Genomic DNA, 13,490 nt, shown 5'->3' on the forward strand with positions numbered 1-13,490 from the left:
TTATTTCAGGAACGAGCAGCAGTAATCGCTAGGGGTTTTAACTTTCATCGTGAATGCCGAGTTGGCAGGCACATTAAACGATTCGCCGCCTTTGACGCTTTGCCATTCCGCGCCGGGCAATAATACGTCCAGCTCGCCGTCGAGGATTTCCATTAATTCAGGATCGGCGGTATTGAACGTGTATTCGCCGGGCAGCATGAAGCCCAGGGTTTTGCTTGAACCGTCCGCGAATCTGATAGTCCGGCTGCTGACGTTGCCGCCGAAATAGACGTTGGCTTTTTTGACGATGGTGACGTTGTTGAATTCTGACATGGATTGTCCTTTATGAAAGAGTGGATAAAAAGGGCGGCCATGATACCAGATTGTGCCGATTTGGCGAGTTGTAATAGAACGCGGATGATGGTGCTCTTTGCCGGCAACGTTGCAAAGTGTCACCGGTTTTGCTGTGTTTGCGTAAGCACGAGCAAGACAAACCGTCGTTAACTAAGTCATTTAGTTTCGGTAGCAAATCCTGTTTTTATGTTTTCCAGTCGCCAAGGTTTAAGTTCGCCACTCTTGAAAATTCCCTTGCGCCATGACGTAAAGCAATAGCTGCAATCTGTAAGTCATAAGGGCCAATTGGCGTACCGGCTTTGGCAAGCTTTGTGCGGATTTGACCGAAGCGGCGGGCTGCACTTCCGTCAAACGGGAGCGATAAAGAACTGTTGCTCAATTCATCAAGTAATGCCAAGTTTTCTTCGCGGCGCGTACTCTTAAACGCGCCAAAATATAGTTCCGCTTTCCCAACATCGCATAGGCATATTGTGCCGGCTGGATGCTTTAAAAAATGAGCTTTTACCTGGAAGGCTTGGGGATTCAAATAGCGCACCCAAACGTTAGTGTCGGGTAACCATATGTGGATGCCAAGGCAACCTACTCGGGCTTACAGCCCGCCATAGCTCGCTTGGCAAACGTTATCGGCAACCCGCCGCCGATAACCAAGGCGACAAAGCGCCTATGTTAAGGATCAAATTGTTGGACAATGGGCTGAGGTAATAGACGTGATTGTCGGCAGAGGACGTACCCAGATAGGCGTTTGTTTGCGGATAATACCGATAATAGTACGGCGCTAGAGTGCGCGATGTCGAGCTCACAGGACCGAACAGTCTGAGGTAGGTTTTTTCCGCCCAGTTGAACAAGCAATCGGACTTTGAAATGAAATCAGACGCTGAGCTGGTTAGCCTGTATATCTTCGAAGCAGCCGCGTCGGCGACATAGATTTCGCCGTTTTCGTCTTCACCGAAAGTGGTGATATACAGGTCCGAGGCTAGCAATACCGAGTTCGAGACGCCCCCGTTTGCGGGTGCGCTAATACCCCAGATCGTACCGCTGCATAAGTCCCCGTAAACATAGACGCCTTTGAACAGCGGGTTCTCTCCGGGCGAGTTCGCGGGTATCAACTCGGGCACCGCTCGGCCCCGGTACAAGTAACCGCCGGTTACAGAACAACCCTGGCCATGATCGTAGTCGACAATAGGCGATGTGAAACGAGGATCGTGGCACGGCAAATCGCCGGGAAGATTCGTACACTGCGTACCCTCCATTATCCGCCAGCCGAAGTTCATTCCGCCGGCACTGCCGGCGCGGACGAAATCAATCTCTTCGCGCGCGTCCTGGCCCACGTCGCCGATGAACAGATCGCCCGTCAAACTATCGAAGCTGAACCGCCAAGGATTGCGCAGTCCGTAGGCCCAAATTTCGGCGCGCACGCCGGGCTGTGCCGATCCGACAAACGGGTTGTCGGACGGAATGCCGTAGGGGAGAGTGCCGGTCGTGGTATTTACGTCGATGCGAAGCATTTTGCCCAGCAGGCTGGTGAGGTCTTGGGCATGATTTTGCGGATCGTTACCCGAGCCGCCATCGCCCATCCCGATATACAGATAACCGTCGGGGCCGAAGCGCACCGCGCCGCCATTGTGGTTGGCGTAGGGTTGCGGGATCGTTAACAATACCGCCGCGCTTTGCGGATCGGCGGCGTCGGGGTTGTTCGCGCTACGCGAATAGCGCGCCACCACCGTTGCGCCGTCGGGGCTGCGCGTATAGTTCACGTAAAAGAAGCCGTTGTTGCGATAATCCGGATGAAACGCAAGGCCCAACAAGCCTTGCTCGACGCCGGTCAGGACCAGGTTTGAAATATCCAGGAACGCAGCCGGCGGTTCGGCATCGTTCTTCCATGCCATGATCCGGCCGCTCTGCTGGACGAAGAATAATCGGCCGGAGCCGTCACGCGCGTTCTGGATATCGGTCGGATTGCTGATGCCGGAGGCAACCTGAGCCAGCGTCACACTGGCGGATGCTGGCAGCGCTGTTAGCAGCGCCCCGAGAAGAGCAACAGAGCCCAGCCATATATGGCGCGTGCATCTAATCGAAAAAGTCACCATAGGATCTCCTAGAATGTAAAACGGCTGCGAATGTTTGCCGCTTTCAGAGTCCGCTTGTCGGGCAAGTCAGGAATTTTGTGATGTAAAAACGGAGGATAGCTTAAGCGCTAATTTCGCGTCTTGGGATTGGTGCGAATACTTATATTGTCGGCTTTTGATGGTTCCTGCGAGATTGGGGCGGAAAGACGGCCGGACGCGCTACCCAACTGCTCAACTGTTCAGGTATTACTTTTGCTGCTAGAATCCAGGCGGCTTTACACCATAATAATAAATTGCTCACACTAATGAAGAAGGTATCGCTCATGTCCGAATATATTTCCGAAGCATCCGAAATTGCTAACCAAGAAGCCGAACGCGCCAGACAGGCGGCAAATCGTTGTGAAGATTTCTATCTATCTGCCGAACAATCTCAACGAGCCGCTGAACGACAGGCGCAAGAGGCATCCGAACGTGCCGTTCAAGCTGACCAACATGCTCATCAAGCCGCATTAGTTCTCCGTCATACTGAAATGCACGCTGAAAATGCCGGTAACTCGGCTCAGAATGCTTACGATAGCGCCCAAACGGCGGCACAAGCGGCCGGCAAGGCGGAGGATGAGGCGCAACAAGCCCGCAACTACGCCGAAACAGCCGCGCATGCGGCGACTGAAAGCCAGGCTTCTGCTCAGACAGCCCAAGATTGTGCCCAGCAGGCCCAACTACAAGCTGAAAATGCCGGTAACTTAGCTCAGGATGCAAGCGGAAGCGCCCAAACGGCAGCCCAGGCAGCTATTAAGGCGGAGGATGAAGCACAACAGGCCGCTCGATTTGCCAGCGACGCTCAATCATCCGCCTATTTGATCGGCCAGACTGTGAGCCAATCTCAGGAGCATGCCGCCCAAGCAGCCCAGTTTAATGAGCAATCGGCCGGTCTTACTCAAGAAATTGTGCAACGGCGCAGCGATGCACAGACGGAAATAGATAGGATACAGGGTATTCGTGCTCAGGCCGAATTTGTATTATCGCAACTGCAACAATCGCTCTCGGAAACTCAAAACGCCCAGCGCTTGGCTGAACAGGCTCGCGACGATGCGCAGAGGCTGCGCGATGATGCGCGAAAATTGCACGAGCAGGCCCAAGAGGCCGTTGCCCTCATCCTGGATCATTCCCGCAATGCCGAACAAGCTAAAGCCGAAGCGAGCAGCGCCGTCGAAGATACGAAAAAATCAATGTTCGAGGCCAGGGCTGTATTGTCGCGAGCTTTTGCTGCGGTTAAGTGGTAACAAGCGCGTAAGGATGTGCTAAACAAAGCGAAGCGCATCATTCGCAATTGATGCGCTTCGTACTTCAGTCTAATTTACGCACTATGAATTGTTTTAGAGGCCGTTTGAAAACTGCCTCCTCACAAGCCAAGCGATTCAGCGTAATGGCGGACATGGCAACATGCCCGGCTTAGGTTGGCGGCAATTAAGATTGCGTTAGATTCTGAGAAATTACGGTTTGGTCAGCTTATCCAAACGTCCTTGGTTGACGTACAGCGGGTTAATAAACAGCTGGTAAAACTTTACGAAGACTGTGCCCAACAAGAAACCGGTTGCCCTGAAAACTGCTTTGGCAACTTCCGCTTGGGGACGAAGAACGTTCAAGAAGCCGAAGACATGCGCCAGTTTAGGCGCCATCGCACTGATTAGCCATATGACAGCCGCGATGACCAAGACGTAAACCGGAACGGAACTTTTGAGCCAGGCGACAAGGTGCGGGCCGAGAAAATAGATGGCCGCGATAACGACTACCGGCAACGCGATCCACAGCCAGGAAAAACGCATCAGCGCTTTGCCGAACGTCATCTGAGCTATTTTCAGTTGCTGCTTGTAATCATCATTCGGGTTATTTATCCAAGGCTCTATGCCTGCGAATTTCCACGGCGCTTCCGGCTCTGTTCTTTCACTGGCCGGTTTGGCTGCTTGCATGCAGTGGGCGTGTTCCTTGAAATGTTCCAAGTCCTGTTTGCTCATGCGGTAAGCGTCGAGCATCAAGGAGTAAGCTTCCACTTCGGTAAAAGCGTCCAGGTCGGTGCGGATTTTCGACAGGCCTTCTTGTACTTCGGGGGCAACGCCAAATTCCGTACATGTTGCCGGAAAGATTTTATCCTCAGGCTGTTTGTCGTGTTGATCGATTGGAAAAATTTCCCGGACTTCCAGTCCGGCGCGTAAATTCATGAAAGCGACGTTATGCATACCTTGGCTGTTTTTTAGTAACAGCAGTCCTTCGGTGCGCACTCTATCCTGCAGGATGGTGCTGGTGCGCAACAACACTGGGACGGAACCGGTTTCCGGGCTGTCTTCGGTGTTCATTTGTCCTGACGCATCGCTGATCACAAAGCATGTGCATTTGTTGCGCAGCAAGACGTCGATGCCCTGGTTATCGTGAACGCCGCCGTCTACCAATTGCACGCGTATATCCAGTTTTTGCTCCAGGTCTTTGTACAAGCCGCTGACAGCCATCGGATCGAACAATCCGGGCACGCAGGCGGAAGCCGCAACCGCATGGGCTAAAGGAAAGTCTTGCTGGGCCTTTACAATATCGTTATATCCGTCGGCAGCACTCAGGCGGATAGGTTTGCAGTCGATGTCGTTGTCGCTCAGGCAGAGAGGCTTATGGCCATTATCATGCGCGTGGGCAGATGTTGCGTTGATTTTATTTTCCTCGGGTACGAGCGGTTCGCCCATCGTCTGCGCTGTAAACTGCCAGTTGCGGCCGGTATTCAGGGAGGTGGCGTTAAGGACCAAGATCGGCACTTTAGCCGACCTGTTTGCGTTATGTTTATTCGGGTGGAAGTTTTCTTCGCCGCCTTTGGGAAATATTTTCAACTCCCGCATCTGGATTGGGGTACTAACGCCCGGCAGGACTTTTTGGTATAGCCAATCATTGTAGATTTCGGCGATACGGTCACTGCGGGAGTAGTTAAGAAACATCATCCTGAAGTTGGCTTTGAAACTGCTAAAAGTTTCCATGCGGATGTTTTTTTCGGTCGCTTCCAGGAAATCCTTTTCAATCGTATGGACGATTTCGACATAATCCCGGTCGGTAATATCTTTGTCTTCCTTGCTTTCGAGCAGTTTTTTTACATGCAGGTAATAGAGCGCGCCGATAATGGAGCCGCCGGAAACGGTGGAAATAACCTCGACGTTTTTCAGTAAGTTGAGTTCCGCCATTTGCGCTAAAACGCCGATGTGGAAAAATGACGCGCGGAGTCCGCCGCCGGAAAGGCCAAGACCTAATCTTTCTTGTATTTTTTCTTCTGACATTAGATGTTTCCCGGTTAAGTTGGAGTTGAATCGATGGCGCCCGGTTTTTATGATTGGTAAGATGAAAACCGTGTAAGCCGGCATGCGACGTGGCGGTTTGTGGTTTCAGGCGACAACGGCAATTGTGGCAAAAAAGCTCAGCGGCGTATGTCAGCTAAAGCTGAAATTGGCTTGGAATTGGATAGAGAGTGCCCGTTATTTGCGATTGGCCGGGGTATGTTGATTAGGTGTTTTAATTTAAGAAAAACCGTAACTATTAAATTAAATGGAACGCGGATTTTTACGGATTCACACGGATAAGAAGTTAAACGCGTAAAAATCCGCGTCAATCCGTCGTATTAGTGTCATCCGTGTTCCATTTTTAAGATCATCAGCGTTGTTTGCGGATTACGAACAGCCGTGGGGCCGAGTCTTTGTGTTCAACACTGTAAATAGTATCAACTGCGAATTGCTCCTTATTCAGCTGTTCGCACCAATTTTTAACTTGGCCTGTCTCACTATCGCCGCCTTGGTGGCCGGGGTAGGCGAGCAATGTGACGATGCCGTCGACGGCTAAAATCCGGCTTGCAGCCGTTAAGGCGCTTAATGTGGTATCTGTCAAGGTGATGATGCTTTTGTCGCCGCCCGGCAGGTAGCCCAGGTTAAACATGATCGCGCGGATTTTGCCGTGGTGAAAGGCTGGGATTTTTCCGCTCATTTCAGCATGGCTGGCGTGAAGCAAAGTCAGGCGTTCCGATAGAAGCGTTTGCCGGAATTTCTCCCGAGTCGAATCGATAGCGGCTTGTTGTATATCAAAACCGTACACATGGCCGGACGGGCCGACTTGTTCGGCCAGGAACAAGGTGTCGTGGCCGTTGCCTAGCGTTGCATCGATCGCAATGTCGCCGGGGCGTAAGATGTCCCGGATCAAGTCATGGGCGGTATTAACCAGTGAAATGCGTTTCATAATATTTGAGATTTGTTGATTATTGGAGTGCAGGCTTTGCCTACATGGACAGATATTTGCTCCTGCAATATCTGCATTAACCACATCCATGTGGCTTATGTAGGTAAGGAGCGGAAGCTTTGCCTGCAAGGGCAAGCACCAAAAGTAGGCGCTTTAGGCGAAGCTTGCACTCCTGTTAGATACGTTGAATGTCGCAAGTTTGGGACAGGGCAGTGCCGTTTAATAAAGCATCGGCAAAATGCCGGCTGTAGCAGGGTATTTGCAAGCTGCCTTTTGCGCCGAAGCCGTTAAAAATAAGCAGGTTGTGATGTTGAGGATGCCTGCCGATAAAGGGCTGTTTGTCCAAAGTGCAAGGCCGGATGTTGGCTTGATGATTAATCAGGGGAGCATCGATTAGATTAGCCGAGATTTGCCCTAATGCTTTTAATAAGCTTTCTTTGCCTTGTTCGGTAATTTGGGTATCCAGGTTTTCCCGGTCGAAGGTTGCGCCGACGCGAATTTGCCTGCTGTTTAACGGAATCAGCCAGTTGCCGTAATTGAGGATTTTATCCGGTAATTCGGTTTGATGTTCCAGCGTCAGGATCTCGCCTTTAGCCGGTTGAAAAGGCAGCCAGGAAAACCAGGGATTTTGCGCAACCCGATAACCTTCGCAGAAGATAATCCGCTTAGGCGCAATATCTTGCCACCGCAAAGACGCTTGCAATTGCAGGTCCCGGTAATCGAATTCGGCTTGCCGGTAGCTGTTTTGGGCAATGAAAAATTCTTTTAAACTGTCTAATAACGGCCGGGTTAATAAATAGCCGGTTTGTTGTTGCTCCAGCAAACCGAACGGTGCTGCCAGATTTTTGATGCGTGTGCCAGGCGGCTGGATATTGCCCAAGTAGGCTTGATAATCGGGATTATTCAGGCGCTTATTAGCGTTGAGCCATTCGTTGTTGCTGCGGAAAATCCTCAGCATCGGTTTTTCGATATAAAAATCTTGCTGAAAGAAACCGGCTAACTGTGAGTAACAATGTTTTGCAATGGGCAGCAGCGTATCGACTTCGGCGGATTTGACAAAACGCATGCCGGTAACCGGATTGATCAGTCCGGCTGCAACTTGCGAAGCATTTTCCCGGCCGTTATCGATAATGACGACTTTGCAGCCGCGTTGTATCAGTTCCCAAGCCAGCAAGCTGCCGGCGAGTCCCTGGCCGATGATTAGGAAGTCGATCATGATTCTGAATGTTTATCGGTAGGGGCGGGCCATGCCCGCGATTGGCGTTTCACACATTTGTTGGCGAAATATCGCGGGCATGGCCCGCTCCTACCGAGCTTGGCGCTCTTATTTAGCCGTCAACGCCACGCCTTTAAAGCTAATCCCATCCCAGCCGTATTGCATAAAATTCCTGATGTTCTGGTGGCCCGTGCCGTTCGGGTCGTTTAAAACATCCACTCGATAATAATCGCCGAACAGGTTTAATGTCTGCTGCGGATCGAGCCCGTGCAGTTGGGCGAAAGCGAAAATCTTGCAAGAGCCTTCGTTAGTGCCGGCTGGGCTGACTAACGCCTGTTCATTCAGGCCATTGCTGAATTCGGTAGGTTGGTAATGAAAGTTTTCGGTGATGACGGCAATGGTTTCGTCAAAGCCGACGGCTTCGTTGTTGGTGACTTTTTCGATAAAAGAGGTAAGCGACATGGGATAACTCAAGGGTTAACGGAGTAAAGCGGAGATCTTTTTAAATTCAGGGTGAGTCGAATCTCTGAGCCATTCGAACAATACCGATTCGTAATTGGTAATGGTCGCGCCTTGCTGCTGCATGCGTTGCAAGGCGTAGAACTTATGTTCCGCTTTGCGCGAACAGATCGCGTCTTCGGCGACGTGAACCTGATAGCCGAGATGCAATAGTTCCAAGGCTGTTTGCAGTACGCAAACATGCGCTTCTTGTCCGACCAGTATGATTTGCCTGCGATCGGCATTGGCGACGGTGTCGGTAAAGCCTTCCGCCGCGCAGCAGGAAAATCCGGTTTTGTCGAAGATCAACGTGTCTTCGGACAATATATCGGTGATGGTGGTATCGGTCGAGCCCAAGCCCTTCGGATATTGCTCGGTCAACAATACAGGAATATTCAACAGCCCGGCGGCTTCAACCAGGCTGCCAGCGTTGGCCGTCATCAATTCGGCTTCTTGCTCGGGCATGGCTGCCGATAGTTTTGGCTGCAAGTCGACGACGATCAGCAGGCTGTTTTCTATAGACAGAATGTTTGGATGTGTAGTCATATGTTAGCTGAAAGGTTCAAAGTGAAAGGTTCAAAGTGAAAGGTTCAAGGGCATAAGGTAAGGTTAAAAACGCATCCTTGAACCTTGCGCCTTTAACCTTTCACCTCATTAACCCTTTTTCATAATCCGCGCTTTTTCACGCTGCCAATCGCGGTCTTTAGAAGCGGCGCGCTTGTCGTGTAATTGCTTGCCTTTTGCCAGGCCGATTTCCAGTTTGGCCCTGCCGTTTTTCCAGTACATCGACAACGGAATCAACGTGTAGCCTTTGCGTTCGACCGCGCCGATCAGCTTGTTCAGCTCATGGCGGTTAAGCAGCAGTTTTTTGGCGCGGACAGAGTCAGGATTGACGTGGGTCGATGCGGATAATAACGGTGAAATATGCGCTCCGGCTAACCAGGCCTCGCCGCGTTTCATCGCAACGTAACTTTCTTTCAGTTGCACGCGTCCGTCCCGCAGGCTTTTAACTTCCCAGCCTTCCAAAACCATGCCGGCCTCAAAGCGTTCCTCAATCGTATACTCAAATTTAGCTTGACGATTAACGGCAATGGTGGCGTTTTGCTGCTTGTTGTTTTTCTTGGACTTTTTATCGGCCATAAGTGCGAGTTAAGATTTTTAAACTGACGTAAAGGAATAATTTTGTTATTTTACTCGATATTACTGCAATAGTCAGAAAAGCTCACCCCGATAATTATAAAGTTTTACAGGCACACTAATGACGGACACAAAAAAATCAATCCATGGCCAGTGGTCATCGCGTTTCGCCTTTATTTTGGCTGCAACAGGTTCGGCGGTCGGCCTGGGTAACATCTGGAAGTTTCCTTATATTACCGGGGAAAACGGCGGCGGGGCGTTTGTTCTTGTCTATTTGCTGTGCGTGCTGCTGATCGGCATACCTATCATGATGGCCGAAACGATGCTCGGGCGTCGCAGCAGGCAGAATCCAATTAATACCATGGTGACTTTGTCCGAAGAAGCCGGAGCCGATAAAAACTGGCACTATTTAGGCTGGATGGGCGTCATTGCCGGATTTTTAATTCTCTCTTATTACAGTGTTATCGCCGGCTGGGCTTCGGCTTATGTGTTAAAGGCTTTTACCGGCAGTTTTTTCGGCGCCGATGCAACAACGATAAAAGGGCTTTTCGATAATTTCATGGCCAGCCCGATACAGCTGACTTTTTGGCATAGCCTATTCATGTTGGCGACGATGTTGGTTGTGGTTCGCGGCGTCAATACCGGCCTGGAAAAAGCGGTGCGTTTTTTAATGCCCAGCTTGTTCGTATTGCTGATACTGATGGTCGCGTATGCGATGACCTTCGATGACTATTACGACAAAGGCATTAAATTCTTATTCACGCCCGACTTTAGCAAATTGACCGCTAACGGCGTATTGACCGCGATGGGGCACGCCTTTTTCACGCTGAGTTTAGGCATGGGCGCGATCATGATTTACGGCTCTTATTTGCCGAAAGACGTGTCGATTGCGAAAACTGCAATTTTGATCGCCGGTACCGATACGGCGGTTGCGTTATTGGCCGGTATTGCGATTTTTCCGATTGTGTTCGCGGCCGGCCTGGAGCCTGCCTCCGGTCCCGGTCTTATTTTTCAAATCTTGCCGATTGCTTTCGGCAACATGACCGGCGGCTGGCTGTTCGGCATTTTGTTCTTTGTAATGCTGGTGTTTGCGGCCTTGTCTTCGTCGATTTCGCTGATCGAGCCGGCTGTAGCCTGGTTGATTGAAAATAAAGACATGAGCAGGGAGCAAGCCTGTATTCGGTCGGGTTTAGTCACTTGGCTATTGGGATTGGGTACTATTTTCTCATTTAATATTTGGTCCGGGTTTAAGATTTTCGATAGAACCATTTTTCAATTGATGGATTATTTAACCGCCAATTTGATGTTGCCGATCGGCGGCTTTTGTATCGCCGTATTCGCCGGCTGGATCATGAAGCAGCAACATACCGAGCAAGAACTGGATATGTCTGACGCACTCAGCTACCAAGTGTGGAGGTTTTTAATTTGCTATATCTCTCCCGCCTCGGTGTTTGTGGTATTCCTGCACGTGGTTGGAGTTCTCTAAGTATGACCGTTGTTCAGAAAAGCGCCCTGGTTAAATTTTCGGCGCAGCAAATGTTTGATTTGGTTAACGATATTGAAGCTTATCCGGAGTTTTTGCCTTGGTGCAGCGGCAGCCGGATTATTACGCGCGAAGATGACATCGTCGAAGCCGAGCTGTTGATTTCCAAAGGCGGTTTTAAAAAATCCTTTTCGACCCGGAATAAGATTGAACAAGGACGCCGAATGACGGTTTCCCTGTTGAACGGCCCGTTTTCTCACCTGGATGGGGTGTGGGATTTTGTAGCGCTACGCGAAGACGCCAGCAAGATTTCTTTAGACCTTGAATTCGAAATGTCCGGGAAACTGGCAAGTTTGGCGTTCGGTGCGGTTTTTAACCAAATCTGCAATACGATGGTGAGTTCATTTACCGGGCGGGCCAAAGCAATTTATGGTTAATGTCGAAGTGGCGTATGCGAAGCCTGACGAGCAGGTGATTGTTGAGTTGGCGCTGGATGAAGACACGACTGTGGATGCGGCGGTAAAAGCTTCCGGGCTGCTTGATCGTTTCCCTGAGATTGCTTTGTCCGAACTTAATGCCGGAATTTTTGGTGTGGCTTGTAAATTGGATCAGCCTGTCAAAGAGGGCGACAGGATAGAAATTTACCGGCCTTTGGTGCATGATCCGAAAGAGGCTAGGCGGCAAAGGGCCTTAAAGCTGTAATTCTATAGCGCTAATCTGCTAATTAGAAGGTAACAATATGAGTGTGCTATCTAAAAGATCAACCGTTTATTTGGAGCCGGAAGTTCATCAGGCATTGAAAATCAAGGCCGCTAGCGCCCATCAATCCATATCTGAAGTAGTTAATGAGGCGGTACGCATTGCTTTGCTAGAAGATAGTGAAGATTTATCGGCTTTTGAAGAAAGAGCGGGTGAATCTACGTTAAGCTATGAGGAGCTATTAGCAGATCTAAAAGCGCATGGCAAATTATAAGGTCACGTTCAAAAGTTCAGTTGCAAAAGATCTTCGAAACATTCCAAATACCGATGTAAAACGTATACTCAATTGCATTAATTCGCTTTGTGAAAACCCAAGGTCTGAGGGTTGTATTAAGCTATCGGGCCAGGAGCGGTAGCGGATAAGGCAAGGCGTATATCGAATTATTTATGAAATTCAGGATTCAGAGTTAATAGTTTTGGTTGTTAAAGTTGCACATCGCAAGGAAGTTTATAAAAACAATTAACAACCGTTATGTATCGCGCATCGCTCTCAAATGCTGTTGAATACAGAAAAGGGCGCGATGCGCGCCCTCAATTGCTATAGCGGCAACTGATCCGTCGGCGATCCCGATGCCGGTTTTGCATTCGCTTTATCGGCTTTAGTCGAATCGTCAATGCCGTCATAGCCAAACAGGCCGGTGATCATTTCCCACAAGGTTTTTTCAAGATCGCGCTTAGGCACATCCACGGTAGTTTCTCCAGATGTCTTAACAACAGGGACCTCGCTAGGTTTAAAATCGCCTTGTACGCCGACGAGCTGGTCGTTATCGAAGAACAGCGAAATTCGTTTTTGCTCTCTATCTCCGCCTTTAACCTGGGCCGAATAGAGGTAGTCCCAACGGTTTTTATGAAAAAAATCCGTCAGCATCGGCGAGCCCATGATGTACAGTACTTGGCGTTTGTTCATGTTGGGCCTGAGTTGGTCAATCATGCCTTGATCGACGATATTGCCTTGCTGGACATCGATTGTGTAGACGCCGGGCAGGTTATTCAGGATGGTGGAACAGGATGCGAGCGTTAGGCTTGCTGTAACTGCAAAGATGCAGGAAATACGGCTCCGCGGATGGAGCAAGTGTCGAGAGCAATGACCAGATTGGTTTAAAGCGGAAAGCGGCTTTCTCATTTAAGGCAGCGGATGAGTTAAAAATGCGAAATCATACAGGATGTTAAACGATTATCCTATAAAACTGTCATGCCAATGGCGTCAAAAAAAGGCTACAATGCGCGTAATTCTATCTAAAACTGCCTATATACAAGGCATAAACGGAGATCAATATTGGATACTCATGATTTAAGGAATGCCGGCCTGAAAGTAACTTTGCCTAGGGTCAAGATTCTGCAAATTTTAGAAGATCAGGCGAATGAACGTCATTTAACGGCTGAACAAGTTTATAAAATTCTGCTCAGTGAAGATGAAGAAATTGGCTTGGCTACGGTTTATCGCGTTTTAACGCAGTTTGAAGCGGCCGGCTTAGTGAGTCGGCATCACTTCGAAGGCGGCAATTCTGTTTTTGAGCTGGATAAAGGCTCGCATCATGATCACATACTTTGCGTGAGGTGCGGTAAAGTGGACGAGTTTACCGACGAAGTGATTGAAGCCCGGCAGAAAGAAATCGCAGGAAAGCTAGGCTATGATTTGACCGATCACAGCCTTTATTTGTACGGTTTTTGCGCTCAGTGCAGGAAATCCTGAATTATATGATAGAACACGGATGACACGGATTGGACTGATTAACACTGATAA

Annotated in this window: 17 protein-coding genes; 7 read left to right on the forward strand and 10 right to left on the reverse strand. The window is 49.7% G+C overall.

Annotated features, from left to right (window positions below; translation table 11 throughout):
• The 3 genes from ppnP to EKO24_RS03970 form a co-directional block, all read right to left on the reverse strand.
• Complete coding sequence (gene ppnP / locus EKO24_RS03960) at window positions 1-312, reverse strand: pyrimidine/purine nucleoside phosphorylase (protein WP_127029870.1); 312 nt, start codon at window positions 310-312, stop codon at window positions 1-3.
• 205 nt (window positions 313-517) lie between these two features.
• Entirely contained in the window at window positions 518-901 is a 384-nt protein-coding gene (locus EKO24_RS03965; protein WP_338323994.1) for a PIN domain-containing protein, read from the reverse strand.
• A gap of 52 nt (window positions 902-953) precedes the next feature.
• Entirely contained in the window at window positions 954-2,420 is a 1,467-nt protein-coding gene (locus EKO24_RS03970) for a PQQ-dependent sugar dehydrogenase (protein WP_127029872.1), read from the reverse strand.
• 302 nt (window positions 2,421-2,722) lie between these two features.
• On the opposite strand from EKO24_RS03970, the gene EKO24_RS03975 reads away from it, so the two are divergent.
• Window positions 2,723-3,682 carry a coiled-coil domain-containing protein gene (locus EKO24_RS03975; RefSeq protein ID WP_127029873.1) on the forward strand — a complete coding sequence of 320 codons (960 nt, stop codon included), beginning with the start codon at window positions 2,723-2,725 and terminating at the stop codon, window positions 3,680-3,682.
• A 210-nt stretch (window positions 3,683-3,892) separates the two neighbouring features.
• Here EKO24_RS03975 and EKO24_RS03980 read toward each other — a convergent pair whose 3' ends face one another.
• From EKO24_RS03980 to smpB, 6 genes are all read right to left on the reverse strand, one after another.
• Window positions 3,893-5,707, reverse strand: a complete 1,815-nt coding sequence (locus tag EKO24_RS03980; RefSeq protein ID WP_161990567.1) for a patatin-like phospholipase family protein — start codon at window positions 5,705-5,707, stop codon at window positions 3,893-3,895.
• Between the two features lie 370 nt (window positions 5,708-6,077).
• Window positions 6,078-6,653: a tRNA 5-(aminomethyl)-2-thiouridylate-methyltransferase MnmM gene (mnmM, locus tag EKO24_RS03985; protein WP_127029875.1), complete on the reverse strand. Its 576-nt coding sequence runs from the start codon at window positions 6,651-6,653 to the stop codon at window positions 6,078-6,080.
• 175 nt (window positions 6,654-6,828) lie between these two features.
• Window positions 6,829-7,869: an NAD(P)/FAD-dependent oxidoreductase gene (locus EKO24_RS03990; RefSeq protein ID WP_143733171.1), complete on the reverse strand. Its 1,041-nt coding sequence runs from the start codon at window positions 7,867-7,869 to the stop codon at window positions 6,829-6,831.
• Between the two features lie 108 nt (window positions 7,870-7,977).
• Complete coding sequence (locus EKO24_RS03995; RefSeq protein ID WP_127030447.1) at window positions 7,978-8,331, reverse strand: HopJ type III effector protein; 354 nt, start codon at window positions 8,329-8,331, stop codon at window positions 7,978-7,980.
• A 15-nt stretch (window positions 8,332-8,346) separates the two neighbouring features.
• The gene (locus tag EKO24_RS04000) at window positions 8,347-8,913 is read right to left on the reverse strand and encodes an isochorismatase family protein (protein ID WP_127030448.1); all 567 of its coding nucleotides are present in this window, start codon (window positions 8,911-8,913) and stop codon (window positions 8,347-8,349) included.
• Window positions 8,914-9,021: 108 nt separating this feature from the next.
• On the reverse strand, window positions 9,022-9,507 hold the full coding sequence (smpB, locus tag EKO24_RS04005; protein WP_127030449.1) for an SsrA-binding protein SmpB: 486 nt from the start codon (window positions 9,505-9,507) through the stop codon (window positions 9,022-9,024).
• A gap of 118 nt (window positions 9,508-9,625) precedes the next feature.
• Here smpB and EKO24_RS04010 point away from each other — a divergent pair, with 118 nt between their 5' ends.
• The 5 genes from EKO24_RS04010 to EKO24_RS23050 all read left to right on the forward strand — a co-directional run bounded on the left by EKO24_RS04010 (window position 9,626) and on the right by EKO24_RS23050 (window position 12,210).
• A complete protein-coding gene (locus tag EKO24_RS04010; protein WP_127030450.1) occupies window positions 9,626-10,990 on the forward strand; it encodes a sodium-dependent transporter in 1,365 nt (454 codons plus the stop codon).
• 2 nt (window positions 10,991-10,992) lie between these two features.
• Window positions 10,993-11,424 (forward strand): type II toxin-antitoxin system RatA family toxin, encoded by a 432-nt coding sequence (locus tag EKO24_RS04015; protein ID WP_127030451.1) that lies wholly within the window; start codon window positions 10,993-10,995, stop codon window positions 11,422-11,424.
• Window positions 11,417-11,689: an RnfH family protein gene (locus tag EKO24_RS04020; RefSeq protein WP_127030452.1), complete on the forward strand. Its 273-nt coding sequence runs from the start codon at window positions 11,417-11,419 to the stop codon at window positions 11,687-11,689. Before EKO24_RS04015 ends, EKO24_RS04020 begins: the two co-directional genes overlap by 8 nt.
• A gap of 37 nt (window positions 11,690-11,726) precedes the next feature.
• Window positions 11,727-11,960 (forward strand): CopG family transcriptional regulator, encoded by a 234-nt coding sequence (locus EKO24_RS04025; protein ID WP_127030453.1) that lies wholly within the window; start codon window positions 11,727-11,729, stop codon window positions 11,958-11,960.
• Window positions 11,961-12,105: 145 nt separating this feature from the next.
• Window positions 12,106-12,210 carry a type II toxin-antitoxin system RelE family toxin gene (locus EKO24_RS23050; protein WP_277752488.1) on the forward strand — a complete coding sequence of 35 codons (105 nt, stop codon included), beginning with the start codon at window positions 12,106-12,108 and terminating at the stop codon, window positions 12,208-12,210.
• A 74-nt stretch (window positions 12,211-12,284) separates the two neighbouring features.
• On the opposite strand, the gene EKO24_RS04035 is transcribed toward EKO24_RS23050, so the two are convergent.
• Complete coding sequence (locus tag EKO24_RS04035; protein WP_127030454.1) at window positions 12,285-12,869, reverse strand: outer membrane protein assembly factor BamE; 585 nt, start codon at window positions 12,867-12,869, stop codon at window positions 12,285-12,287.
• A 153-nt stretch (window positions 12,870-13,022) separates the two neighbouring features.
• On the opposite strand from EKO24_RS04035, the gene fur reads away from it, so the two are divergent.
• Window positions 13,023-13,439, forward strand: coding sequence for a ferric iron uptake transcriptional regulator (gene fur / locus EKO24_RS04040; RefSeq protein WP_127030455.1), 417 nt, complete (start codon window positions 13,023-13,025; stop codon window positions 13,437-13,439).
• Window positions 13,440-13,490 lie beyond the last annotated feature (51 nt).

This window comes from Candidatus Methylobacter oryzae (assembly GCF_003994235.2).
Classification (GTDB): domain Bacteria; phylum Pseudomonadota; class Gammaproteobacteria; order Methylococcales; family Methylomonadaceae; genus Methylobacter_A; species Methylobacter_A oryzae.